At 72.3% G+C, this 22,546-nt stretch carries 21 protein-coding genes and 2 pseudogenes; 14 read left to right on the top strand and 9 right to left on the bottom strand.

Annotation, left to right across the window (positions count from 1 at the left end):
• Positions 1–44: 44 nt before the first annotated feature.
• Positions 45–1,052: an aldo/keto reductase gene (locus ACZ63E_RS27135; protein ID WP_465338918.1), complete on the bottom strand. Its 1,008-nt coding sequence runs from the start codon at positions 1,050–1,052 to the stop codon at positions 45–47.
• A gap of 143 nt (positions 1,053–1,195) precedes the next feature.
• Between ACZ63E_RS27135 and ACZ63E_RS27130 the strand changes: the two genes are divergently transcribed.
• The gene (locus ACZ63E_RS27130; RefSeq protein WP_465338917.1) at positions 1,196–2,056 is read left to right on the top strand and encodes a helix-turn-helix transcriptional regulator; all 861 of its coding nucleotides are present in this window, start codon (positions 1,196–1,198) and stop codon (positions 2,054–2,056) included.
• Here ACZ63E_RS27130 and ACZ63E_RS27125 read toward each other — a convergent pair.
• Positions 2,038–2,949: a LysR substrate-binding domain-containing protein gene (locus tag ACZ63E_RS27125; protein WP_465338916.1), complete on the bottom strand. Its 912-nt coding sequence runs from the start codon at positions 2,947–2,949 to the stop codon at positions 2,038–2,040. The two genes, ACZ63E_RS27130 and ACZ63E_RS27125, sit on opposite strands and share 19 nt — an antisense overlap.
• Before the next feature lie 74 nt (positions 2,950–3,023).
• Between ACZ63E_RS27125 and ACZ63E_RS27120 the strand changes: the two genes are divergently transcribed.
• The 3 genes from ACZ63E_RS27120 to ACZ63E_RS27110 are packed head-to-tail and all read left to right on the top strand — an operon-like array spanning position 3,024 to position 5,447.
• The gene (locus tag ACZ63E_RS27120) at positions 3,024–3,953 is read left to right on the top strand and encodes a DMT family transporter (RefSeq protein ID WP_465313620.1); all 930 of its coding nucleotides are present in this window, start codon (positions 3,024–3,026) and stop codon (positions 3,951–3,953) included.
• A 10-nt stretch (positions 3,954–3,963) separates the two neighbouring features.
• Positions 3,964–4,860, top strand: a complete 897-nt coding sequence (locus tag ACZ63E_RS27115) for an NAD(P)H-binding protein (RefSeq protein WP_465338915.1) — start codon at positions 3,964–3,966, stop codon at positions 4,858–4,860.
• Positions 4,857–5,447: a lysostaphin resistance A-like protein gene (locus ACZ63E_RS27110; protein WP_465338914.1), complete on the top strand. Its 591-nt coding sequence runs from the start codon at positions 4,857–4,859 to the stop codon at positions 5,445–5,447. Before ACZ63E_RS27115 ends, ACZ63E_RS27110 begins: the two co-directional genes overlap by 4 nt.
• Here the strand turns inward: ACZ63E_RS27110 and ACZ63E_RS27105 are convergent.
• Positions 5,444–5,698, bottom strand: coding sequence for a hypothetical protein (locus ACZ63E_RS27105; protein ID WP_465338913.1), 255 nt, complete (start codon positions 5,696–5,698; stop codon positions 5,444–5,446). The two genes, ACZ63E_RS27110 and ACZ63E_RS27105, sit on opposite strands and share 4 nt — an antisense overlap.
• Here ACZ63E_RS27105 and ACZ63E_RS27100 point away from each other — a divergent pair.
• From ACZ63E_RS27100 to ACZ63E_RS27090, 3 genes are all read left to right on the top strand, one after another.
• The gene (locus ACZ63E_RS27100; RefSeq protein WP_465338912.1) at positions 5,689–6,276 is read left to right on the top strand and encodes a hypothetical protein; all 588 of its coding nucleotides are present in this window, start codon (positions 5,689–5,691) and stop codon (positions 6,274–6,276) included. The two genes, ACZ63E_RS27105 and ACZ63E_RS27100, sit on opposite strands and share 10 nt — an antisense overlap.
• 106 nt (positions 6,277–6,382) lie before the next feature.
• Positions 6,383–8,161, top strand: coding sequence for a glycoside hydrolase family 76 protein (locus ACZ63E_RS27095; protein WP_465338911.1), 1,779 nt, complete (start codon positions 6,383–6,385; stop codon positions 8,159–8,161).
• A 22-nt stretch (positions 8,162–8,183) separates the two neighbouring features.
• On the top strand, positions 8,184–8,789 hold the full coding sequence (locus tag ACZ63E_RS27090) for a SecDF P1 head subdomain-containing protein (protein WP_465338910.1): 606 nt from the start codon (positions 8,184–8,186) through the stop codon (positions 8,787–8,789).
• Positions 8,790–8,792: 3 nt separating this feature from the next.
• Here the strand turns inward: ACZ63E_RS27090 and ACZ63E_RS27085 are convergent, their stop codons facing one another.
• Positions 8,793–9,266: a MarR family winged helix-turn-helix transcriptional regulator gene (locus ACZ63E_RS27085; RefSeq protein ID WP_465338909.1), complete on the bottom strand. Its 474-nt coding sequence runs from the start codon at positions 9,264–9,266 to the stop codon at positions 8,793–8,795.
• An 82-nt stretch (positions 9,267–9,348) separates the two neighbouring features.
• Here ACZ63E_RS27085 and ACZ63E_RS27080 point away from each other — a divergent pair, with 82 nt between their 5' ends.
• Positions 9,349–9,990: an FMN-dependent NADH-azoreductase gene (locus ACZ63E_RS27080; RefSeq protein WP_465338908.1), complete on the top strand. Its 642-nt coding sequence runs from the start codon at positions 9,349–9,351 to the stop codon at positions 9,988–9,990.
• A 37-nt stretch (positions 9,991–10,027) separates the two neighbouring features.
• Here ACZ63E_RS27080 and ACZ63E_RS27075 read toward each other — a convergent pair whose 3' ends face one another.
• Positions 10,028–10,747, bottom strand: a complete 720-nt coding sequence (locus tag ACZ63E_RS27075) for a M24 family metallopeptidase (protein ID WP_465338907.1) — start codon at positions 10,745–10,747, stop codon at positions 10,028–10,030.
• 102 nt (positions 10,748–10,849) lie between these two features.
• On the opposite strand from ACZ63E_RS27075, the gene ACZ63E_RS27070 reads away from it, so the two are divergent.
• The 3 genes from ACZ63E_RS27070 to ACZ63E_RS27060 all read left to right on the top strand — a co-directional run bounded on the left by ACZ63E_RS27070 (position 10,850) and on the right by ACZ63E_RS27060 (position 13,018).
• A complete protein-coding gene (locus ACZ63E_RS27070) occupies positions 10,850–11,359 on the top strand; it encodes an ATP-binding protein (RefSeq protein WP_465338906.1) in 510 nt (169 codons plus the stop codon).
• A gap of 1 nt (position 11,360) precedes the next feature.
• Positions 11,361–12,326, top strand: coding sequence for a GlxA family transcriptional regulator (locus ACZ63E_RS27065; RefSeq protein WP_465338905.1), 966 nt, complete (start codon positions 11,361–11,363; stop codon positions 12,324–12,326).
• A 65-nt stretch (positions 12,327–12,391) separates the two neighbouring features.
• Positions 12,392–13,018, top strand: a complete 627-nt coding sequence (locus ACZ63E_RS27060) for a response regulator (protein WP_465338904.1) — start codon at positions 12,392–12,394, stop codon at positions 13,016–13,018.
• On the opposite strand, the gene ACZ63E_RS27055 is transcribed toward ACZ63E_RS27060, so the two are convergent.
• A complete protein-coding gene (locus ACZ63E_RS27055) occupies positions 12,999–16,394 on the bottom strand; it encodes an indolepyruvate ferredoxin oxidoreductase family protein (protein ID WP_465338902.1) in 3,396 nt (1,131 codons plus the stop codon). The genes ACZ63E_RS27060 and ACZ63E_RS27055 overlap by 20 nt on opposite strands.
• A gap of 155 nt (positions 16,395–16,549) precedes the next feature.
• Here ACZ63E_RS27055 and ACZ63E_RS27050 point away from each other — a divergent pair, with 155 nt between their 5' ends.
• The gene (locus ACZ63E_RS27050; RefSeq protein ID WP_465313633.1) at positions 16,550–16,990 is read left to right on the top strand and encodes an Lrp/AsnC family transcriptional regulator; all 441 of its coding nucleotides are present in this window, start codon (positions 16,550–16,552) and stop codon (positions 16,988–16,990) included.
• Between the two features lie 224 nt (positions 16,991–17,214).
• A pseudogene (locus ACZ63E_RS27045) lies at positions 17,215–18,436 on the top strand (HNH endonuclease signature motif containing protein).
• Between the two features lie 60 nt (positions 18,437–18,496).
• On the opposite strand, the gene ACZ63E_RS27040 reads toward ACZ63E_RS27045, so the two are convergent.
• The 3 genes from ACZ63E_RS27040 to ACZ63E_RS27030 form a co-directional block, all read right to left on the bottom strand.
• Positions 18,497–19,495, bottom strand: a complete 999-nt coding sequence (locus ACZ63E_RS27040) for a hypothetical protein (protein WP_465338901.1) — start codon at positions 19,493–19,495, stop codon at positions 18,497–18,499.
• A 90-nt stretch (positions 19,496–19,585) separates the two neighbouring features.
• On the bottom strand, positions 19,586–21,214 hold the full coding sequence (locus tag ACZ63E_RS27035; RefSeq protein ID WP_465338900.1) for a thiamine pyrophosphate-binding protein: 1,629 nt from the start codon (positions 21,212–21,214) through the stop codon (positions 19,586–19,588).
• The gene (locus ACZ63E_RS27030; RefSeq protein ID WP_465338899.1) at positions 21,211–21,984 is read right to left on the bottom strand and encodes a cyclase family protein; all 774 of its coding nucleotides are present in this window, start codon (positions 21,982–21,984) and stop codon (positions 21,211–21,213) included. The genes ACZ63E_RS27035 and ACZ63E_RS27030 overlap by 4 nt, the downstream gene beginning before the upstream one ends.
• Positions 21,985–22,103: 119 nt before the next feature.
• Here ACZ63E_RS27030 and ACZ63E_RS27025 point away from each other — a divergent pair.
• A pseudogene (locus ACZ63E_RS27025) lies at positions 22,104–22,472 on the top strand (GntR family transcriptional regulator); the annotation flags it as partial.
• Positions 22,473–22,546 lie beyond the last annotated feature (74 nt).

The raw sequence follows: 22,546 nt of genomic DNA, 5'->3' as shown, positions 1-22,546 counted from the left end.
GCTCCAGCATGCGCGTGGCCGCGCGGGCACGCCAGCACCGGGCCTCAGCGCCGCCGCAGCCGCGGGTCCTCGATCGCCGGGGCCGCCGCCCGGTAGTTGTCGTGCCGGTTGACCTCGGTGCCGGGCGGGACGATCTCGTCGATGCGGTCCAGCACGTCACCGGGCAGCGGTCCCGCCGCGGTCAGCAGGTCGTCGAGCTGCTCGGGCGTGCGCGGGCCGATCAGCACCGACGTCACGGCCGGGTGGCTCAGCACGAACCGCACCGCCAGGTGCGTCAGCGGCATCCCGGCCTCGCCGGCGAGCTTCCCCAGCCGGTCGACGGCGTCCACCCGCGCCCGGTTCTCCGGGATCGCCAGATCGAACACCTCGGGCATGAGCCCGGCGCGGTGGCTTTGCGCCGGGTCACGGCCGGTCAGCCAGCCGCTGGAGAGCGGGCCGTAGGTCAGCACGCCCATGCCGTGGCGCTGGGCCGTCGGCAGGACGTCGTTCTCGATGATCCGGGTCAGGATCGAGTACCGCGGCTGCTCGGTGCGGAAGCGGTGGTGCCCAGCCCGCCGGGCGGCCCACTGCGCCTCGACCATCAGCTCGGCCGGGAACGTCGACGACCCGATCGCGCGCACCTTGCCCGCCCGGACGAGCTCCGACAGCGCGCCGAGCGTCTCGTCGATGTCGGTGGCGTGGTCCGGCCGGTGCATCTGGTAGAGGTCGAGGTGGTCGGTGCCGAGCCGGCGCAGGCTGGCTTCCACGGCGCGCTTGACCCACCGCGGCGAGCCGCCGGCCTGGTTGGCGTCGGGGCCCATCGGCATGGAGAACTTCGTGGCGAGCACCACGTCGTCGCGGCGGCCCTTGAGGGCCTCGCCCACGATCTCTTCGGACTCGCCGTGGGAGTAGACGTCGGCGGTGTCGACGAAGTTGATCCCGGCGTCGAGCGCCGCGTGGATCATCCGCACCGACTCGGCGCGGTCGGTGTTGCCCAGCGCGCCCAGCATCATGGCGCCGAAGGCGAAGCGGCTCACGGACATGCCGGTGCCGCCCAGGATTTCGCGTTCCATCTCGGTTCTTCCTCGTCTCGGGAACTGGTCTGCTCCCAGGTAACCGCCGGACACGGCCGGTTGATGGTCGCGAAGGAGGCCCGCTGCTACCGGGGGTCCAGCAGACCCCCGCACGAGCCCGGCCGCCGACCTAGGCTGGGGACATGAGCGAGGGCAACTCCGAACTGCGGGACTTCCTGCGGGCGAGGCGGGCCCGGGTCACCCCCGAAGACGCCGGGCTCGCCCCGGAACCCGGGGTCCGGCGCGTCCCGGGCCTGCGGCGCGAGGAGGTCGCGCGGCTGGCCGGGGTGAGCGTCGACTACTACGTCCGGCTCGAGCGCGGGCGGAACCTGAACGTCTCGGAGTCGGTGCTGGACGCGATCGCCCGGGCGCTGCGGCTCGACGAGACCGAGCGGCGCCACCTGTTCGCGGTGGCCAAGCCGAGCCGCCGCCCGCGGCCCCTGCCGCCGCAGCGGATCCGGCCCGGGCTGCTGCGCGTGCTGGAGACCCTGTCCGACGTCCCGGCGATCGTCACCGGGCGCCGGCTGGACGTCCTGGGCAGCAACCCGCTGGCCAAGGCGCTCTACCGGGACTTCGACGCGCTCCCGCCGCGGGAGCGGAACATGGCCCGGTTCGTCTTCCTGGACCCCCTCGCCCGCGACCTGTACGCGGACTGGGCGTCGGCCGCCCGCAGCGTGGTGGCGACCCTGCACCTGTACGCGGGCCGCAACCCGCACGACCCGGCGCTGGCCGCGCTGGTCGGCGAGCTTTCGGTGCGGGACCAGGACTTCCGCGGCTGGTGGGCCGAGCACGACGTCTACCAGCGCACCCACGGCACCAAGCACTACCGCCACCCGGTGGTGGGCGACCTGGTCCTCGGCTACGAGGCGCTGACCCCGACCGGCGACCGGGACCAGGTGCTCGGGGTGCACACGGTCGAACCGGGCTCACCGTCGGAGGAGGCGTTGCGGCTGCTGGCTAGCTGGGCTGCCGAACCGGCGCAGTCTCAGCGCGGGCCTTCGTAACGAGCCGAGGCGGCGCGCAGTGCGTCCAGGCAGGCGCGCACCGCGCCGTGGTCTTCCTCGCCCGTGCGGCAGATCGCGTAGATCGTGCGGGTCAGGGGCGGGCGCGTGGTCAGGACGCGGACGCCGTCGGGCAGCCGCTCGCGGGCCAGCCGGGGGACCAGCGCCGCGCCGACGTTGCCCGCCACCAGGGCCAGCTGCGTCGGGTAACTGCCGACCGTGCAGGTGATCCGCGGCTCCAGCCGCTGCTTCCGCAGCACCTGCACGAGCCATTCGTGGCACCCGGACCCGGCGCTCCAGCCGATCCACGGCAGATCGTCCACTTCGGACAGTTCGACGGCCTTGCGGTGGGCCAGCCGGTGCCCGGCGGGCAGCACGAGGTCGGCGACGTCGGCGAACAGCTCGATCCGCGTCGTCGACGGCGGGATCACCGTCGGGCGGTCGGTCCAGCTCTCCACCACCGCGACGTCGAGGTCGCCGGCCAGCACCCGCGGCATGGTCTGCTCCGCCTCACCCTCGTTTAGCGTCACCGCGAGGCGCGGGTGCTGCGCGGCGAGCGTGGCCAGCGCGGGCGGCAGGAGCGCGTGCACCGTCGTCGGGATCGCGCCGACCCGCAGCGGCCCGATGACGTCCTCGCGCAGCAGCTCCAGGTCCGCCTTCGCCTCGGCGACCTGCGCGAGGATCCGCTCGGCGTGCCCGGCGAGCACCTGGCCCGCCTTGGTCAGCCGGACCCCGCGGCCGCGCGGCTCCAGCAGCGGCTGGCCCGCCTCCCGCTCCAGCTTCGCCAGCTGCTGGGACACCCCGGACGGCGTGACGTGCAACGACGCGGCCGCCGAGGCGACCGAGCCCTGGGTGGCGACGGCGTGCAGCGCACGCATCCGATCCAGTCCGAACACAGTAGAAATGCTACCGGATTCTCCGCAGAAACATTCGCTTGTCCTTGACAGTCGAAGACCGCACGCTGGAGGACGTGACCACGACCGCGACCCGCCCCACGCCCGCCCTGCCGCTGACCCAGCGCATCGACCCGCGCCTGCTCGCCGCGCTCGGCGGCTTCTGCATCTCGCTGTCGTCGGTCTTCATCAAGGTCTCGCACGCCAGCGGCGCCACGAGCGCGTTCTGGCGGTGCCTGCTCGCGCTGCCGGTGCTGGTCGCGCTGGCCGCGCGGGAACGGCGGAAGGCCGCCCCGGGGACCCGCCGCCGGGTGCTCTTCCCGCTGCTGGCCGGGGTCGGCCTCGGCCTGGACTTCGTGCTCTGGGGCGAGGCGATCCCGCGGGTCGGCGCCGGCATCGCGACGGTGCTGCTCGCCGTGCAGGTGATCATCGTGCCGGTGCTGGCGTTCGTGTTCCTGTCCGAACGGCCGGCGAAGCGGTTTCTGGTCGCCGTGCCCGTGCTGCTCGGCGGGGTCGTCCTGGCCGGCGGGTTCGCCGGGACCGGCGCGTTCGGCCCGGATCCGGTCACCGGCGCGGTCGCGGCGCTGCTGGCCGGGGCCGGGTACGCCGGGTACCTCTTCCTGATCCGGCTCAGCGGCGGCCACGGGACACAGTCGTGGTCCCTGCTGCTGGCGACGCTCTCCGCCGGCGTGGTCGCGGTGGTGCTCGGCGTCCCGTCCGGCACGCTCGACTTCGCGCCCGGGTGGCCCACGTTCGGGTGGCTCGCCGCGCTCGCCGTCCTCGGCCAGCTGGTCGGCTGGCTGCTGATCTCGGCCGCGCTGCCGCGGATGTCGGCCACCGCCGGGGCGACGCTCATGCTGCTGCAACCGGTCGGCGCGGTGCTGCTGGGGATCGGCCTGCTCGGCGAGTCGCCCGGGGTGCTGCAGCTCGTCGGCTGCGCGGGAGTGGTCGCCGCGGTCTGCTTCGCCGGCACCGGGCGTTCTGCGGGCCGGCGGGACCCCGGTTAACGTCGCGGGCATGCGAGTACTGGTGGCCGGGGCTTCGGGGTTCGTCGGCAGCCGGTTGTGCCCGGCGCTGGAAGACGCGGGACACGAGGTGCTCGCGATGACGCGGCACCCCGCGAAGTACGAAGGCGCCGGGAAGGCCGTGCGCGGCGACGTCGCCGACGTCGGGTCGTTGCGTGACGCACTGAAGGGCGCCGACGCCGCCTACTACCTCGTGCACTCGCTCGACAGCGCGGACTTCCAGCGCCGGGACGCCGACGCGGCCCGCGCCTTCGCCCGCGCGGCGGCCGACGCGGGCGTGCGCCGGATCGTCTACCTCGGCGGGCTCGGGGACGACGACGACTCGCTGTCCGAGCACCTGGCCAGCCGGCGTGAGGTCGAGCGGCTGCTGGGGGAGACCGGCGTGCCGGTGACGGTGCTGCGCGCCGGGATCGTGATCGGGCACGGCGGCACGTCGTGGGAGCTGACCCGCCAGCTGGTGGAGCACCTGCCGGCGATGGTCACCCCGCGCTGGGTCGGCACCCGCACCCAGCCGATCGCGATCGCCGACGTCGTCCGCTACCTCGCCGGCGTGCTCGACCACCCGGAGGCCGAGGGCCGGACGTTCGACATCGGCGGCCCCGAGGTGCTGGCCTACCGCGACATGCTGCAGCGGGTGGCGGCGATCGAGGGCCGGCCGCTGCTGATCGTGCCGGTGCCGCTGCTGTCGCCGAAGCTGTCCTCGTACTGGCTTTCGCTGGTGACCGACATCGACGTCACGACCGGGCGGGCGCTGATCGACTCGATGACCAACGAGGTGGTCGTCCGCGACGACGCGATCCGCCGGATCGTCGAGTTCGAGCCACTGGGCTACGACGAAGCCGTGCTGCAGGCGCTGGGCGAGCGGGCGAAGAACCGGCGGCCGGCGTGACGAAGGGGTTCCTGGCCGCGGTGACGGCCGGCGGGTCCGGGCTGCTCGGCGCGTCACTGGCCAGCCGCTCGGGTTCGCGCCGCTTCCACACGCTCACGGCGTCGGTCGCCGCGACCTGGCTGAGCGGCGCGGCGGCGGCCGGCCCGATCCGGCGCGGGCGCCCCGACGTCGTCCAGCCGGTCCTGGCGGGCGCGGCCGCGTTCGCGGTGTTCTACGGCGGTGCCCTGGTGGCCCGGCACATCCCGCTGCTGCGCCGGGCGATCGCCGGCGTGCTCGACCACGCGCATCGCGGCTCGACCCCTTCGGTGGCGGTGACGACTTTGGTGACGGGCGCGGCCGAGGAGGTCTTCTTCCGCGGCGCGGTCTACGACGCGTTCGGCGCGCGCGGCTCGACGGCGGTGTACGTGCTGTCCACGACGGCGACCCGGAATCCCGCGCTGGTACTGGCATCGGCGGCCATGGGGACGCTTTTCGCGGTGCAGCGAAGCCGGTCCGGCGGGGTGCAGGCGCCGCTGCTGACCCACGTCGTCTGGTCGGCGCTGATGCTGGCGTTCATGCCGCGCCTCTTCCCGCCGGAGGGCACCTAACGGCACCGGCGCGCCCGGCTGCGGCGTGCCCGGTAGCCGAAGCCGGCCGCGGCGCACGAAGCCGCTCCGGCCGCGACGGGTGACACCCCGGCGGTGGCGAAGACGAGGACGAGCTCACCGACGATCAGGGTGGTGATCCCACCCACGACGTACAGCAGCCTGCGCATGTGGCTCGCGCGGGCCCGGGAGCTCATCACCCACCGCAGGAACGTGAACAGCTCGGCGGACGTCGTCGTTCTTGATGTCTTCATGCCTCCAGGAGACCGTCTCCGGCGCGGGATTCCCAGCGAACGGAACGAGCCCGGACAACTGCGAACCGGCCGGGAGGACCTACGACGAGCTGGCCAAGTCGTCGGCCAACCAGCCGAAGTCCCTGGCCCGCTCGACGATGACCGCCCTGTTCGCCGGGGCCCGGCTGCCGCGCGAACACCAGCTCGAGACGAGCACCGCTTCGTCCGAGCTCGGCTTGGTCATCAAGAACGACCTCAACGACTTCTCCCAGGACCTCGCGGCCCGGCTGGCCCGCGAAGAGATCAAGTGCCGTCAGCTCGAAGACGACTTCGCGCGGCTGCGGGCCGGCTGCACGGCCGGGGGAGCGGTCCTCTCGCCCGGCGACGTCGAGTACGAGCAGGAGCTGCGCGCGCTCCACGCACGGGAACGCGAGCACGAGCTGCAGCTCAACCGGGTCATCGACTTCATGGAGCTGCACTTCACGCGCGCTGAGTACGAGCGCCGGAAGCGGGAGGACCTCGAACGGCAGCTGAAGGAGGCGCAAGACCAGCTGTCCCAGCTGCGGCGAATCCTGGCGATGTACCAGAATCCCGCCTGAACGGGTAAACACTGTCCGGAACGAGCCAGAACCGGGCGGATTCCTTCAGGTTCGCGCCGCCGTTCCCTACCCTGGAGCCACCCCCGGTGCGTGGAGAGGGATGTCGATGCGGACATTGCTCGTGGTGCTGCTCGTCCTCGGTTCCCTGACCCCGATCCCCGCCGCGGCGGCGACGGCGGTGTGTGTCACCTCGTGTGACACGCTCGATCCGTCGAAGGCCGCGCGGGAGAGCTTTCCCTTGCCGGACAAGGTGATCAACAACCGGGTGTTGCGGCTGCACGCCTCCGACCCGGACGGCATGGCCTGGGCGAGCATCGACAACGGCGTCGCCGGCGACGGTGTCTGGCTCGACCGCTCGTGGGACGGCGGCGCCACCTGGGAAGGCCTGCTGGGCAAGGCGACCGTCCCCGGCTCGTGGACCGGCACGCGCACGCTCATGTACAACCTCACCGATCCGGCGCACCACCGCCGTGGCCTGGTCCGGGCCTGCGGTGACGCGCAGGGGGTCGGCTGCACCGCGTGGATCTACCCGGCGGTGTGCGACGCCGCCTGTGACGGCAGCGCACCCGGCGCCGGCGACAGCCAGCCGGTGGCGCCGACAACCCTGTTCGGGCGCACCATCCGCCTGCACTTCGACGGCCGTGGCCTGGCGTGGGGGAGCATCGAGGCGGGCGGCGCCGGGGACGAGATCTGGCTCGACCGCTCCTGGGACGCGGGCGCGAGCTGGCCGGACGGCTCGTCGCTGGGCCGCGCCGGCGTCGCCGCGGGCGCGACCGGCCGCAGCACCACGGCGTTCGCGACGCGCGATCCCCGCGGCCGGCTGTTCGGCGGCGCCGTGCGGGCGTGCGGCCGGGAAGCCGCGCACGCGCAGGGAAGCTGCACCGCTTGGGCGCGCCCGGCCACGACCCGCGCCGCCGGGGCGCTCGACGCGCTGATGTGGTCCTACGACCCGTACACCGCGTGGTGGCCTTCGAGCTGGTGGAACTCGGCGGTCGCGGTGACGGCCGTCGCGGACGCCGGTGGTTTCGACGGCGCGCTGGCCCGCACCTTCGACGTCAACCGGGCCGCGTTCCCCGCCGGGGCCCGCAGTTCCGACCCGATCGACGGGCACTTCGTCAGCCGGGCGATCGACGACAGCGCGTGGTGGGGCTTGGCCTGGATCGCCGTCTACGACCGCACCCACGACGCCCGCTACCTGACCGAAGCGACGACGATCGCCGGCTACGTCAACGGGTTCTGGGACACCGGCACGTGCGGTGGCGGGGTCTGGTGGGACCGCGAGCGGACCTACAAGAACGCCGTTACGGCCGGGTTGTACCTGCGGCTGACGGCGTCTCTGCACACGCGCGTCGCGGGTGACACCGTGTGGGGACAGCGGGCCAGGACCGCGGGCGACTGGTACCTGAACAGTGGTCTGGTCAACCCGTCCGGACTGGTGAACGACGGCCTGACGGGGTCCTGCGCGAACAACGGTCAGACGGTCTGGACCTACAACCAGGGCCTCGGCATCGGCGGCCTGGTCGAACTCTGGCGCGCCACCGGTGTCGGGTCCTATTTGGACGCCGCGCGGCGGCTGGCCGACGCGGCGATGGCCCGGCTCACCTCGGGTGGGGTGCTCGTCGAGTCCTGCGACACCGGCGCGGGCTCGTGTGACGACAACCAGAAGCAGTTCAAGGGCATCTTCATGCGGTACTTCGGCGACCTTGCCGCGGCGACGGGCTCGGCGACCTACCGCGCCTTCGCGCAGCGGCAGGCGGACGCGCTGTGGACGGGCGACCGGGACCCGCTGAACCGGATCGGCCAGCGCTGGACCGGGACCACGCCGAACGTGACCGACTGGCGGACCCAGGCGTCCGGCCTCGAAGCGGTCCTGGCGGCCGGGTAGGCCCGCACGCGAGAATGGCGGCGTGCGGAAACTGCTCGCGGCCGTCGCCGCCCTCGTTGTGGTCGCCGGGTGCCAGTCCCCGGTCGCGGGGCACGCCTGGCCCACCGGGTTCGTCGTCAAGGACGGGACGGTGCTGCGGTTCCGCCCGGTCCTGACCGAGGTGCCGGCCGGGCCGCCGACGGGCCCGGCCGCCGAGCGGCAGAGCACCGATCCCGCCGTCCAGCAGGCTGCCGCGCGGGGGTTCGACTGCGCCCAGGGGAAGCCCGACCCGCTCGACGGTTGCGACGATCCCGCGTTGCCCCTGATCAGCTGCGACCGCACGCTGGGCACGAAATACGTCCTCGGGCCCAGCTTCCTCGGCGGCGCGGACGTGAGCCGGGTGGACGCCACCGTGGATCCGCAGACGGGTGGTTCGGTCGTCAACCTCAGCTTCACGACCAAGGGCGCGAAGATCTGGGCCGAGTGGACCGGGCAGAACGTCGGTTCGCAGGTTGCCATGGTGCTCAAGAGCCGGGTGCTGACCGCACCGGCCGTCCAGTCCGCCATCACCGGCGGCGAAACGCAGATCACCGGGAAGTTCACGCTGCCCGAGGCCCGGCAGCTGGCCCGCGACATCGCCGGGGGCTGAGCCTCAGCAGTCCGAGACGCCGCCCGCGCAGGCTTCGGTGTCGGACAGGCTCGTGGCCTGGTGGAGCAGTTCGTAGAGCGTCTCGCGCTGGTCGTGGCTGAGCGCGCCGAACACCTCATCCTCGACCGCCGCGAGCGCGAACTCGGCGCGGGCCAGCAGCTTCGCGCCGACGTCGGTGAGCTCGACGACGTGGCGCCGCCGGTCGACGGGGGAGCGGCGGCGTTCGACCAGGTTCTCGGCTTCGAGGTCGTTGAGCAGCCCGACGATGTTCGTGCCGTCCATCTCGAGGATCTTCGCCAGGTCCTGCTGTGAGCTGCCGCCGCGGTCGCGCAGCACGGTGAGCGCGAGCACGTGCCGCGGCCGCAGGCCGAGCGGGGCCAGCACCGACTCGCTGCGCAGCCGGATCCGGCGCCAGAGGTGGTCGAGCAGCGCGCCGCACCGGTGGGGCGGCTGGTTGACGACCGGCAACGAGGTCATCGGTCCAGTATATGGGCACATCGATGGTGCATGTGCTATTAATGATTTGTCCAACACCAACGATCTATGGGCGGCTAACGACATGGCGCATCTCCTCCACATCGACTCGAGCATCCAGGGTGAGCGCTCGGTGAGCCGGCGGCTCAGCGCCCGGGCCGCGGCCGCGTGGCGCGCCGCGCACTCCGGCGGCACGGTCACCTACCGCGACCTGGGCGAACACCCGCTCCCGCACCTCGACGCCGCGAGCGGGCCGGCCCGCGCGATCCCGCCCGAGCAGCACACGCCGGCCCAGGCCGCGTCGTGGGCGCTGACCCAGGAGCTGATCGCCGAGATCAAGGCGGCCGACACCGTGCTGCTGGGCCTGCCGGTCTACAACTACGGCGCGCCGAGCAGCGTCAAGGCGTGGGTCGACCACCTCATCGCGCCCGGGCTCTCGGTCGACCACGAGACCATGACGGGCCTGCTGGGCGGCCGCGAGTTCATCGTGCTGGCCTCCCGCGGCGGCGGGTACGGCGAGGGAACGCCCCGCGAGGGCTGGGACCACGCCGAGCAGTGGCTCCCGCACGGCGTCGCGCTGACCGGCCTGGAGCCGCGGTTCATCACGGCGGAGCTGACGCTGGCCCCGGTGAACCCGGCGATGGCGGAGCTCATCCCGCTGGCGGACGCCAGCCTGGCGACCGCGGAGAAGCTCATCGACGAGCTGTGGGTCCCGGCGCGGGTCTGAAGCCCGGCCCGAGCGCCCCGAGGCCACCTCGGGGCGCTCAGGACTCCGCGGCGCTCGGGCCCAGCGTCAGCAGCTGCTCGAAGAACCCGCCGATCCCCAGGTCCCGGTCCACGAGGTGGACCTCCAGGATCCAGTGCGACGTCTGCCCGTTGCGGTCCGGCCGCCGCATCGGGCCGTCGCTGCCCGGCGCGATGTAGGAGTCGATGCGGTCGCCGTCGATCGTCTCGTGCGGGAACTGGCCGACCAGGTGCCCCGCGATCGCGCCGCCGAACTCCCAGCCCGCTTCCCGCGCCAGCTCGACCATGTGCGCGTACAGCTGCGCGCCGGTGATGTCCGGCCGGGCGGCGAAGTACGCGCGTCCGGCGTCGAAGACCGGACCCAGCGCGGCACAGAGGCGGTGCTTGACCGGGTCGTCGCCCAGCACGAACGTCCGGCCGAAGTCCGCTTCCCAGTCCTCGAAGATCGGGCCGAAGTCGGCGAACACGATGTCGTCCTCCGCGAGCACCCGGTCCGGCGGGTTCTCGCGGTAGGGCCGCAGCGTGTTGACGCCCGCGCGGACGATCCGCTTGTGCCAGTAGCGGTGGATCCCCAGCAGGTCACCGGCCAGGTCGCGGATCGCGTTGCTCGCCTCGGTCTCCCGGACGCCGGGCGCCAGGATCCCGCGTTCCTCGACGGCCGCGAACAGTTCGACGGCCTTCGCCTGCGCGTCCAGCAGCCGTGCGGCGCGCTGCGCCTCGTCCTCCACCAGCTCACCCATGGCCCCGACGGTAGCAACGCGAGCACAGCCGGTACCGTGCCGCCGGAGGCCGGGTGGCAAGATGCGGGACCCGGCAGTCGACCTGGGCGAGGAAGGTCAGGCTTGAGCGCGCACACCTCCCAGATGGACGATATCCGGCTGGTCGCGCAGCCCAGCGCGCTGCCGGTCACGGAACTGTTCGTCCGCCTGATTCTCACCGACTGGTCCCTGCTGCCGATGCTGGAGCAGGTGACCGCGACCGCGAAACGGCTGGTCGAGACCGTGATCGACGCCGGCGACCCCCGGTCGCCCGCCTTCGTCACGCTCCGGCTGCGGCTCCGCGCCGAAGTGCTGTCCGTCGAGGTCGACGACGACGTGCCCGGGCTGCCGGAGCCGAAGGTCGCCGGACCGGGCGAGCGCGTCGGCGTCACCCCGGGCGTGGGCGGGGCCCGCACCACGTGGTGCGAGCTCGAGCTGCCCGGCGGGATGAACGCGCGGCAGGTGCGCCTGCCGCGGCGCCAGGACCGCCGGACCCTCGTCGACGAGCCGGTCACCGGCGCTCCGGTCGCCGCCGACCCCGAGGTGCTGGAGCGGCTGCTCAACCGCCTGAGCGGCTGGTCCGGCACGGGCTGAGGTGCGCGCCCGGACCGTCCTCGTCGTCCTCTACGACGGCGTCCGCCTGCTCGACGTCTCGGGCCCGCTGGAGGTCTTCGCCGAGGCCAACGCGCACGGCGGGCAGTACGTGCTGCGGACGGCGTCGCCCGGCGGCGCGGACGTCCGCGCCAACACCGGCACCCGGCTGGGCGCCGACCTCGACCTCACGACGGCCGACCCGCGCGGCGCGACCGTCCTGGTGCCCGGCGGCCCGGAATGGGTCCGCACGATCGCCGACACCGAGCTGGTCGCGCAGATCCGCCGGCTCGCCGACGGCGCGAGCCGCACAGCCTCGGTGTGCGCGGGCGCGTTCGCCCTGGCCGCCGCCGGGGTCCTCGACGGGCGGCGCGCCACCACCCACTGGGACCTCACCGACCAGCTCGCCCGCCGCTTCCCGCTCGTCCGCGTCGACGCCGACGCGATCTTCGTCCAGGACGGCCCGGTCATCACCTCGGCCGGCGTCACCTCCGGCATCGACCTGGCGCTCGCGCTGGTCGAGGCGGACCTCGGCGCCGAGACCGCCCGGCTGGTGGCCAAGCACCTGGTCGTCTTCCTGCAGCGGCCGGGCGGCCAGTCGCAGTTCAGCGTCCGGCTGGAGACCGGCCGCCCGCGCACCGAGCTGCTGCGGGCGGTGCTCGACGCCGTCGCGGCCGACCCGTCGGCCCCGCACACGCTCGACGACCTGGCGGCCCGCGCCGGGGTCAGCACGCGGCACCTGACCCGCCTGTTCCACGAGGAGCTCGGCCTGACCCCGGCGCGGTTCGTCGAGCGGGTGCGGCTGGAGTTCGCCCAGCAGCAGCTGGAGACCACGACCGACCCGCTCGACGTCGTGGCGCGGCGGTCGGGCTTCGGATCCACGGAGACGCTGCGTCGCGCCTTCGCGCGCGGCCTGGGCGTGACCCCGAGCGACTACCGGGCCCGCTTCCGGACCACCGGCGTCGGCTGAACCGGACGCACCCGCCCATCCGTGCATCCAGGCAGGGAGAGGCGTGGAGCGAGGAGGCAGCCGCCGTGCGGATCGTGATCGCGGAGGACGACGCCCTGTTGCGCGAGGGGCTGGTGCTGCTCCTGCGCAGCGAGGGTTTTGCCGTCGTCGCGGCCGTCGACCACCCGGAGGACCTGGTGGCGTCGGTCGAGACGGAGGCCCCGGACCTGGCGGTCGTCGACGTCCGGCTGCCGCCGACGTTCACCGACGAAGGGCTCCGCGCGGCGCTGGAAGCCCGGCGGCGCGCCCCGGGCCTGGCGATCCTCGCGCTGTCCGCCTTCGTCGAAGACGGCTACGCGGGTGACCTCCTGGCCGCGGACGGCGGCGGCGCGGGGTACCTGCTCAAGGAGCGCGTGGGCCGGCCCGGCGAGTTCCTGGACGCCCTGCGCCGGGTCGCGGCGGGCGGCACGGTGCTGGACCGCGACGTCGTCGCCGTCCAGCTGGCCCGCCGCCGCCCCGGTGACCCGGTGACGTCGTTGACGGCCCGTGAGCGCGAGGTCGTGGCGCTGCTGGCCGAAGGCCATTCGGTGCCGGCGATCGGCCGGCTGCTCGGCATCGGCACCGCGGCGGCCCGGCAGCACGCCGGGGACGTCAGCGCGAAGCTGCGCGTCCCCGACGAGGCCCAGGCGATGCTCAGCTACTTACGAGCGTGAGCAGCTCGGCCTTCTTCTCCCGGTAGCGGGCGACGTTGGCGAGCTTGACGTCTTCGTACCCGCGGACCAGGTCCGGCAGCTCGGCCAGGGCCAGCACCCGCGCCCGGTCGACGTCGGCGGCCCGGAACGCCTCCAGCACGGTGCCGCGGTAGTCCTCGACCAGCTCGCGCTCCACCCGCCGGACCTCGGCGCGGCCGAACGGGTCGAACCGGGTGCCGCGCAGCCGCCGCAGCGCGTGCAGCAGCCGGAACGCCGGCCGGAACCACGGGCCCAGGCTGATCTTGCGCTTCATCCCGAGCGCGCGCAGCACCGGCGGGTGCAGCCGGTAGGCGAACCGCGTGCCCTCGCCGAACTGCTCGGCCAGCCCGGTCGCGAACGCCGGGTCGAGCGAAAGCCGGGCGACCTCGTACTCGTCCTTGTAGGCCATCAGCTTGTACAGGTGCTTCGCGACCGCTTCGGTGACCTCGGTCGGCCCGTCCTCCAGCACCCGCACCCGCTCGACGAACTCGGCGTACGCGCGGGCGTAGGCCTCGTCCTGGTAGGCGACCAGGTCCGGGACCCGGATGTCGAGCACCCGCGCCAGCTCGGACCCGGGCGCCGCGTGCACCAGCGCCCGCGCCGCCGGCTGAGCGACCGTGACGGTGAGAGCAGTCGACGTCGTCAGCGCGTCCGGGTCGGCGACCAGCTGGCGGCCGCGGCGGAACGCCTGGACGTTCGCGGCGACCGCGGTTCCGTTGAGCTCGATCGCGCGCTCGATCACCGTGGCGGGCAGCGGGATCACGCCGGTCTGGTAGGCGGCGCCGAGCTGCAGCACGTTGGCGAACTGGTCGTCGTCGAAGAGCGTCTCGGCCAGGCCGCGCGCGTCGAGCGAAACCGTGCGCGCCGCCGCGGCCTCAAGGGGGGCCAGGACACTGCCGGGGTCCGGGAAGGACACCGTCGTGTCGACGACCATCCGGCCGGTCGGGACCTCCGTGGTGGAGACGACGGCGGTCGTGCGGGCCGGGTCGGCGACCCCGAGATTCGTCTGGTCGGCGCCGACCAGCGCGTCGCACGCCAGGTAGAGGTCGCATTCGCCGGTGGCCAGCTTCGGGGCCTGCTCGACCGGCTCCGCCGTCACCTTCAGGTCGGACACCACCGCGCCGCCCTTCTGCGCGAGCCCGGTCTGGTCGAGCGTGCGGACGTGCCGCCCGTCGAGCACCGCGGCGGTGGCGAGGATCTGCGTCACCGTGACCACACCGGTGCCGCCGATCCCGGTGATCCGGACCGTGAAGTCCTTCGTGGCCGCCATCGCCGGCGCGGGGACGGCGTCGGCGGCCAGCTCACCGAGCTTGCGGCGCTGCTTCTTCCCGGTCGGCACCACGGTGACGAACGACGGGCAGTCCCCGGCGAGGCACGAGTAGTCGACGTTGCACGACGACTGGTGGATCGTGGTCTTGCGGCCGAACTCGGTCGCCACCGGCTGCACCGACAGGCAGTTCGACTTGGTGCCGCAGTCGCCGCAGCCTTCGCAGACGCGCTCGTTGATGACGACGCGCGTCGCGGGCGTCTCCTGCTTGCCCCGACGGCGTTTCCGCCGCTTCTCGGCCGCGCACTCCTGCTCGTGGATGAGCACGGTGACGCCCTTGACGGCGGCCAGCTCCTCTTGGGTGGCCAGCAGTTCCGTGCGGTCGCGGACGTCGACGCCACCGGGCAGCTTGCGGCGGCGCAGCTTGCCCGGCGCGTCACTGGTGATCACGACCCGCTTCGCGCCTTCGACGAGCAGCAGCTCGGCGACCTTCTCGACGGGCAGCCCGCCGACGGCGTCCTGGCCGCCGGTCATCGCCACGGCGGAGTTGTAGAGCAGCTTGTAGGTGATGTTCACGCCGGCGGCGACCGCCGCGCGCACGGCGAGGCTGCCGGAGTGGGTGAACGTGCCGTCGCCGATGTTCTGCACGAAGTGCTCGGCCTCGACGAACGGCGCCATCCCGATCCACTGCGTGCCCTCGCCGCCCATCTGCGTCACGCCGAGGACGGTGCCGACCTGGTCGGGTTCCATGAACAGGGCCATCGTGTGGCAGCCGATGCCACCACCGACCAGCGTGCCTTCCGGGACCTTCGTCGACGAGTTGTGCGGGCAGCCGGAGCAGAAGTACGGCGTCCGGGCGAGCAGCGGCACCGAGATGCGCTCACGGCGACGGCGCGCCTTGAAGGCGTCCACCGACGGGATGCCGTCGGGCAGCCGGCGGGCCAGGCCGGTCGCGACGCCGTCCGGGTCCAGCTCGCCGAGCTCGGTGAACAGCGTCCGGCCGTCGCGGTCCTTCTTGCCGGTGATGGCGGGCGCGCCGGGAACGCCGTAGAGGACTTCCTTGAGCGCGGTTTCGATGAATGCCCGCTTCTCCTCGACCACGACGATCTCGTCGAGGCCGTCGGCGAACTCGCGGACGATCCCGGGTTCGAGCGGGTGGATCGCGCCGAGCTTGAGCACACGGATGCCGTGCTTCGCCAGGCCTTCCTCGTCGAGGCCCAGCGCGCGCAGCGCCTGCTGCAGGTCCAGGTAGGACTTGCCGGCGGACACGATGCCGATCCGGTCGGCCGGTCCCCGGTGCGTGATCCGGTTGACCCCGCTCGCGCGCAGGTACTCCAGCGCGAGTGGCAGCCGGACGGTGAAGAGGCTGCGCTCCAGCTCGGCGAGGCTGGTGCCGAGCAGCCGGGACGTCGGCGCGTGCCGGTAGGCCTTGGCGATCTCCGGTGCGGTCCACTGTGGACTCACGACCGCCGTGCCGGACGCGTCGGCGACGTTGGCCACGACCTTGAGCGACGTCCACAGCCCGCTGGCCCGCGACAGCTCGACCGCGTGCATCCCGAGGTCGAGGACGTCCTGGGAGTCGACCGGGTAGAAGATCGGGATCGCCAGGTCGGCGAGGGCGAGCTCGGACGCGCACGGGACCGTCGACGACTTGGCGTTCGGGTCGTCACCGACCAGCGCGACCGCGCCGCCGCGGGGGTCGGTGCCGGCGAGGTTCGCATGACGGAGGGCGTCGGAGGCGCGGTCGAGGCCGGGCGCCTTGCCGTACCAGAACCCGGTGACCCCGCGCCGCCCGCCGGCGCCCGCGACCAGCTGGCTGCCCATCACCGACGTCGCGGCCAGCTCCTCGTTGAGACCTGGCCGGTGGACGACGTCGTGCTTCTCGAGCAGCTTCGCGCGGCGGCCGAGCTCGAGGTCGTAGCCGGCCAGCGGCGAGCCCTCGTACCCGGAGACGAAGACGGCGGGGTCGCCGCCGTGGGCGCGGTCGTGGCGGACGCGGTCGAACAGCAGCCGGACCAGGGCCTGCACCCCGGTCAGGTGCACGGTCCCCGCCTCCCGCAGATAGCGGTCCTCCAGCGTGAACGTCTCCACGACGCGGTCCTCTCGTCCGGGTGTGCTTCGGGGCACAGTGCGGCGCGCGTCACCCTTGCGCAACAGGCGTCGCCGGATCAAGGTCTCACACGCAAATTTCGGCGGGCATCCGCGTCGGCTGGCTCGGATTTTTGCGCGAAGTTAGGCTCGGGCGCATGACCGACGAGCTGCTCGACGCGACCGACCACGAGATCCTCGGCCTGCTGCGCGAGGACGCTCGCCGTACGCTCTCCGACATCGCCGGGCGGGTCACCCTCTCGACCGCCGCGGTCAAGAGGCGGATCGACCGGCTGCGGGAGACCGGGGTGATCACGGGGTTCACCGTTCAGGTCGACCACGCGAAGCTCGGGTGGGGGATCGAGGCGTTCACCGAGTTGCGGTTTGTCGGGAATACGAAGGTTGCCGAGATCCTGCGGACTACCACTCGGATGCCGGAGGCTCAAGCCGTTTTCACCATTGCCGGGGATCCGGATGCTCTTGTTTGGCTGCGGGTTCGGGATATGGCTCATCTGCAGACCACTATTGATGAGATTCGGCGGCATCATCAGGTTACTGGGACCAAGACTCTGATTGCTCTGGAATCCTGGGCTCGGTGAGTTTCCCCCGTCGGTGCGGGTTTAAAGATTCGGCTTCGCCGGGGCGTGGGGAATCGGCGCTTGCTCTGGTTGCTTTCTGCTGTGGTCGGTAGCGCCGATTCCCCACGCTACGGATCTCCTCCTCCGGGTTTTCGTGTGGTTGGTGTTCTGGGGTGCGGACAGCTTGCTCTCTTGCCACCCCGTTGTGTGATGAACACTTGTTCGTTCTTCGATATTCTTCATGTGTGGACGGGAACTTTGTGCGGCGGGCTGATGCGGGGGCCCTGGCTGAGCGTGTTGGGGCCTTGCTCGGCGTTGTTCGGTCTGCTGAGGCTGAGATCGGTGCGCTTCTTGTGGAGATTGAGGCGCGTGGTGTTCAGGAGCTCTTTGGGTATCGGTCTGTTGGTCGGCTTTTTGAACACCTTGCTGATGTTCCTCGGGCTGCTGCCGAGCGTGTTGTGAAGCGGGCTCGGGGCTCTTAATCCTGGTCGGGCTCTTGATGGCACTTCGGTTGCCGCTCTTGCTCCTGCCACCGGGGTTGCTGCTTCGGCGGGTTCCTTGAGCAATCCGATGATCGATACGATTGTCGAGGTGCTCGCGCAGGTCCCGTCCGAACATCGTGATGGTGCCGAATCTGACCTGCTCGCCTTTGCCGCCGAAGCCGGGTACAAGCAGGTTGGTGCCTTGGGGGCGCGGATCGTTGCTCACCTGGACCCCGATGGTGCCGAACCCGACGATGCCGAACCTGGCACTCCTCGTCGGGAACTTTCGCTGCGGCGCAAGAGATCCGGCGTCTGGGAACTCTCCGGCCGTCTTGACGACGAAACCGGTACCCGCGCCAGCGCATTACTCGACTCGCTGGCCGAACGCCGCGCCGCGGACGACTTCCGCTCTCCGCAGGAACGCTACGGTGATGCCCTTTCCGATGCGATCGACCTTGCGCTCAACTCCCCGGACCTGCCGATGCAGGCGGGTGAACGGGCCCACGTCATGGTCGCCGTGTCGCTGGCCGACCTGAAGTCCGGTGTCGGCAAGGCCACCCTCGGCGACACCGGCACCATGAGCGCTGCCGAGGCCCGCGTCCATGCCTGTGACAGCATGATCATCCCCGCGGTCCTGGGTGAGAAAAGCGAACCGCTGAACCTGGGCCGGCTCCGCCGCCTGATCTCCGCGGGGCTGCGCCGGGCTCTTTACCTCCGCGACCGCGGGTGTGCCTTCCCCGGCTGTCACCGCCCACCTCGCCACTGCCAGGGTCACCACGTCCGCCACTGGGCCGAGGGCGGCCCGACGGACCTGAACAACCTGGTGCTGCTGTGTTCCCACCACCACCGGCTGCTGCACCGCTCGGGCTGGGAAGTCCGCATGGCCGCCGACGGCCTCCCGGAATTCCTCCCACCCGCCTTCCTCGACAACCGCCGAAAACCCCGGCGCAACAACCTCCACCAACCCTTGCCGTTCGCGGCCTGAGACAACCGAACACGGGAAAGGCCCGCAGCCAACCGGCTACGGGCCTACACCCACGCGTTCTCAGTTGCCGCGCAGCAGAACCCCCGACTGGCGCTCCCGCTCGAAGAACGTTTCCGGCCACTCGAGCCCACCCGGCGGTGTCTCCAACACAGTCGCCCGCCGGCGCAGCTCGTTCAGGTAATCCGTGTCCAACACCGCCCTGGCCGACAGCGGCTCTCGCAGCAACAGATCAGCGGGACCTTCATATAGGTACGCATCCACGCCCGGATAACCACGCGTGCCCGGCGGGTACTCGCGATTTGTCGGGAAGTACTTCGTGTCGAGGGTGCTCAGCCACGAACCCTGCACCTGCACCAACGAAGGCCACGCGCCCAGCCGCTGCTCCAGCCGCGTGTTGTCCGAAGTGAACCCGAAGTGATCGGCGACGACGTAAGCCGCGCCCGGGTACTCGCGCTCCAGCTGTGCCACCGCTCCGCTGCCGCCGTTGTGGGTCAGGTGGCCCAGGCCGAACAGCATCAACGCATGTCGATTCTTCTGCAGCACCTGCGTCTTCACCACCGACACGATCGTCGTGTCCCGGTCGTGGAACGGCTCCATGTCCGCCGGGCTGTGGATCCGGCTCCAGTCGACCGGGGGGTCGCTGGCCAGCACGCGGATCTTGCGTGCTGCCGGCAGTGTGGTGTTGACCTGCCGGACCAGGGCGAAGAGCTGCTCGTAGAACGTCGAGAAGCCGCAGCTCGGCTGCGTTGTGTCACGCCACACCCGGCTGACGTCCGGGACGTCGGCGCCCGCGATGTAGGCGTCCAGCAGGGGCTGGAGGCGCGAGTTGCCGCACTCCACGGCGATGTCGTTCACGCGGCCCGGGAACCTCGGGTCGCGGATCAGGTCGAACAGGAACGCCCCGACGTCCGGGCTGGACTTCGCGACGATCTTGTGCGAGTCGAACGCGGCCAGCAGGGCGCCGGCCGGGTCGGACGGTCGGGACTGGCCCGCGGCGGCGGGGGCGGCCAGCAGGGCCGCCGCCGCGAGCGCGGCCAGAACAAAACGGAACAAGCGCATGATGGCTCCCCAGCGCAAATACCTACTGTCTTACGACTGTAAGACAATTCGGCCAGGATCCAGCGCACTCGGTCCGCTGTCAAGGACGGGTCAGTGCCGGAACGCCTCCGCGAGCCACCAGGAGCCGCCGTCGTCGGCGATCTTCGCGTCGATCACCAGGGGCGCCGACCGCGGGCCCGCGAGCCACTCGCGCACCGCGAAAAGATCCTCCGCCGAGCGCACCGTGACGCCGTCGCAGCCGAAGCCGCGGGCGATGGCGGCGAGGTCGGAGTCCGGGAAGCGGACCGTGGTCATGTCCGCGTCGCCGAAGTGGTGGACCTCCGCGCCGTACGCCGCGTCGTTGTAGACGATCACCACCAAGGGCAGGCCGAGCCGGACCGCCGTGTCCAGTTCGGACACCGCCATGTGGAACCCGCCGTCGCCGGTGCCCAGCACCGGCAGCCGGTCCGGGTGGGCGAGCGCGGCGCCGATCGCCGTGCCGAGGCCCAGTCCGATGCTCTGGAACGCCTGGGTGAAGCAGAACCCCTGCTCGTCGGGCACCGAGAGGTACGCGCTCGGGTACCCCATGAAGTTGCCCGAGTCGATCGACACGATCCGCTCGGCGGGCAGCATCTCGTCCAGGAGCCGGCTGAGCGTCCGCGGGTCGATCCGGCCGCCGCGGGACAGCGACTCGTGCTCGACGTCGGTCCAGCGGCCGGACGCGATCCGCGTGGCGACCTCTTCGGTCCGGTACCCCACCGCCTTGTGGTCACCGAGCTCGCTCAGGACGTCTTCGGCCGTGCACCCGACGTCGCCGACCACCCCGAGCTCGATCGGGCGGTGCGCTCCGAGCGCGCTCTGCTCGAGGTCGACCTGGACGAGCTTCGCGTGCGGGCTGAGCAGCTTGCCGTGCCGCGTGGTCCACATGTTCAGCGCGCAGCCCCACCCGACCACCAGGTCCGCGCCGACGATCAGCTCGGCGGCCGTCGGCGAGGCGAACCCGCCGGAGATGCCCAGCGCGAACTCGTCGCCGTGGAAGAGCCCGTGCGCGACCGCGGATGTCGCCAGGAGCGCGCCGCTGCGCGAAGCCAGCTCCCGCAACGGTTCCCGGCTGCCGCGGGCGCCCCGGCCGGCGATGAACACCGGTCGTTCGGCGGCCATCAGGAGGTCGGCCAGCTCCGAGGCCGCGCCGATGTCGGGGCGCATCGGGGCCGGTCCGACCACCGCCGGCAACCGTTCCGGGGACTCCGGTGCGGGCTGGGCCTGGACGTCCAGCGGCAGGTTCAGCACCACCGTCCGGCGCTGCTGCCGCGCGGTCCGGAAGGCCCGCACGGTGTCGGCGACGGCGCTCGCGGCGGAGTGCACCCGCTCCGGGACCGCGCCGACCGCCGTGGCCAGGCCGTCCTGGTCGATGCGGAAGTTGGACAGCACGGACGCGCCCGCGGAGTCGGCGGTCAGCACGATCATCGGCGTCCGGCTCTTGGCCGCCTCGGTGATCCCGGTGACCGCGTTGGTGAGCCCGCAGCCCTGGTGCAGCGACAGCAGCGAGACCTTCCCGCTCATCCGGGCGTAGGCGTCGGCCATGCTCGCCGCGCCGCCCTCGTGGCGGGCGGCGACGAACCGGACGCCTGCCGCCCGCAGCGCGTTCGTCACCTCGAAGTTCCCGCTGCCGACCACCCCGAACGCGGTGCCGGCGCCGAGGCCGGCCAGGGTCCGGCCGACCAGCTCGGCGACGTTCACCGTTCCACCAGGGCCAGCACGCGGGCAGGGCTGCCGGACCCGCCGACGATCGGCAGCGGCGAGACGACCAGCAGCACGCCGGTCGGCGGCAGGGAAGCCAGGTTCTGCAGCTGTGTGAGGCCGTGCTTGCCGGCGCCCAGCAGCAGCTCGTGGCACGGGAACATCGGGTCGAGGCCGGGCGCCTGGCCCGCGTCGGTGCCGACGGTCTCGACCCCGAGCCCGGTGATCGGGGTTTCTTCGGCGAGCCACCGCGCGCACTCGGGGGAGACGCCGGGGGAGTGCGAGCCGGCCTCGTCGGCGTTGAGGAACTCGGCCTGGTCGGCGCTGCGCGCGTCCCAGCCGGTGCGGTAGAGCAGCCAGCCGCCGTCGGGCAGCGGGCCGTGCTCGGCCGTCCACGCGCGGACGTCGTCGATCGAGAGCAGGAAGTCGGGGTCCTGCGCCGCCTTCGCGGAGAAGTCCAGCACGACCGCGGGCGCGACCAGCGTCTTCAGCGGCACCGCCGAGACGTCGTGACCGTCCTTTCCGGACACCCAGTGCACGGGCGCGTCGAGGTGGGTGCCGGTGTGCTCGCCGGTGTGGATGTCGTTCCAGTACCACCGCGGGCCGCGCTCGTCGTAGCGGCTGATCTCCTCGAGGCGGAACGGGATGGTGTTGGCGAACGGCTCCGGCAGCTGCAGGATCGGCGTGCTCGAGCTCAGGGGAGCGGTGAGGTCGACGATCTCGACCGACCCGTCCGTGATCGCCTTGCTCAGCCCGTCCAACAACGACATGCCTGCCTCCCGGTGCCGGTGTGCGTCCCGTCCGGAACCCTATGCCCGGAGGGTCCGCCTTGACAGCACGATGTTTCCGGGTGTTGTCTTAATGTCGTAGGACAATAGGAGGGTGTGGGGTGATCGAGTTCGTCCTGGACGGCCGCTCCCGGGTCGCCACGTACATGCAGCTCGTCGTGCAGGTGAAGCAGGCGCTGCGGGTCGGCCTGCTGCGCCCCGGCGACCAGCTGCCGAAGGTGCGGGACGTGGCCCAGTCGCTGGCGATCAACCCGAACACCGTGCTCAAGGCCTACCGCGAACTGGTGCTGGAGGGGCTGGCCGAAGGCCGGCCGGGGGTGGGCACGTTCGTCACCGGCAGCCTGGCCGGCCCGTCGCTGGGCCACCAGGGCCGGCTGCGGGACGAGCTGGTGGCCTGGCTGGGGCGCGCGGAAGCCGCCGGGATGTCCGAAGACGACATCGCGGCACTGATCGAGACCACGTTGCGGGGGGGGGGGGGGGGGGGGGGGGGGGGGGGGGGGGGGGGGGGGGGGGAGGGGGAGGGGGGGGAGGGGGCGCAGAAAGG

It is taken from the genome of Amycolatopsis sp. NPDC104819 (assembly GCF_055583145.1).
Note: the sequence above shows the minus strand (reverse complement) of the source record. Positions and strands in the feature narration are given on the sequence as shown.

What these genes read in the sequence shown, in the direction of transcription:
- ACZ63E_RS27040 (WP_465338901.1), bottom strand. Translation starts at nt 19,495, where the DNA reads ATGCGCTTGTTCCGTTTTGTTCTGGCCGCGCTCGCGGCGGCGGCCCTG.
- ACZ63E_RS27130 (WP_465338917.1), top strand. Translation starts at nt 1,196, where the DNA reads ATGAGCGAGGGCAACTCCGAACTGCGGGACTTCCTGCGGGCGAGGCGG.
- ACZ63E_RS27095 (WP_465338911.1), top strand. Translation starts at nt 6,383, where the DNA reads ATGCGGACATTGCTCGTGGTGCTGCTCGTCCTCGGTTCCCTGACCCCG.
- ACZ63E_RS27115 (WP_465338915.1), top strand. Translation starts at nt 3,964, where the DNA reads ATGCGAGTACTGGTGGCCGGGGCTTCGGGGTTCGTCGGCAGCCGGTTG.
- ACZ63E_RS27100 (WP_465338912.1), top strand. Translation starts at nt 5,689, where the DNA reads ATGTCTTCATGCCTCCAGGAGACCGTCTCCGGCGCGGGATTCCCAGCG.
- ACZ63E_RS27030 (WP_465338899.1), bottom strand. Translation starts at nt 21,984, where the DNA reads ATGTCGTTGTTGGACGGGCTGAGCAAGGCGATCACGGACGGGTCGGTC.
- ACZ63E_RS27075 (WP_465338907.1), bottom strand. Translation starts at nt 10,747, where the DNA reads ATGGGTGAGCTGGTGGAGGACGAGGCGCAGCGCGCCGCACGGCTGCTG.
- ACZ63E_RS27105 (WP_465338913.1), bottom strand. Translation starts at nt 5,698, where the DNA reads ATGAAGACATCAAGAACGACGACGTCCGCCGAGCTGTTCACGTTCCTG.
- ACZ63E_RS27080 (WP_465338908.1), top strand. Translation starts at nt 9,349, where the DNA reads ATGGCGCATCTCCTCCACATCGACTCGAGCATCCAGGGTGAGCGCTCG.
- ACZ63E_RS27085 (WP_465338909.1), bottom strand. Translation starts at nt 9,266, where the DNA reads ATGACCTCGTTGCCGGTCGTCAACCAGCCGCCCCACCGGTGCGGCGCG.
- ACZ63E_RS27050 (WP_465313633.1), top strand. Translation starts at nt 16,550, where the DNA reads ATGACCGACGAGCTGCTCGACGCGACCGACCACGAGATCCTCGGCCTG.
- ACZ63E_RS27135 (WP_465338918.1), bottom strand. Translation starts at nt 1,052, where the DNA reads ATGGAACGCGAAATCCTGGGCGGCACCGGCATGTCCGTGAGCCGCTTC.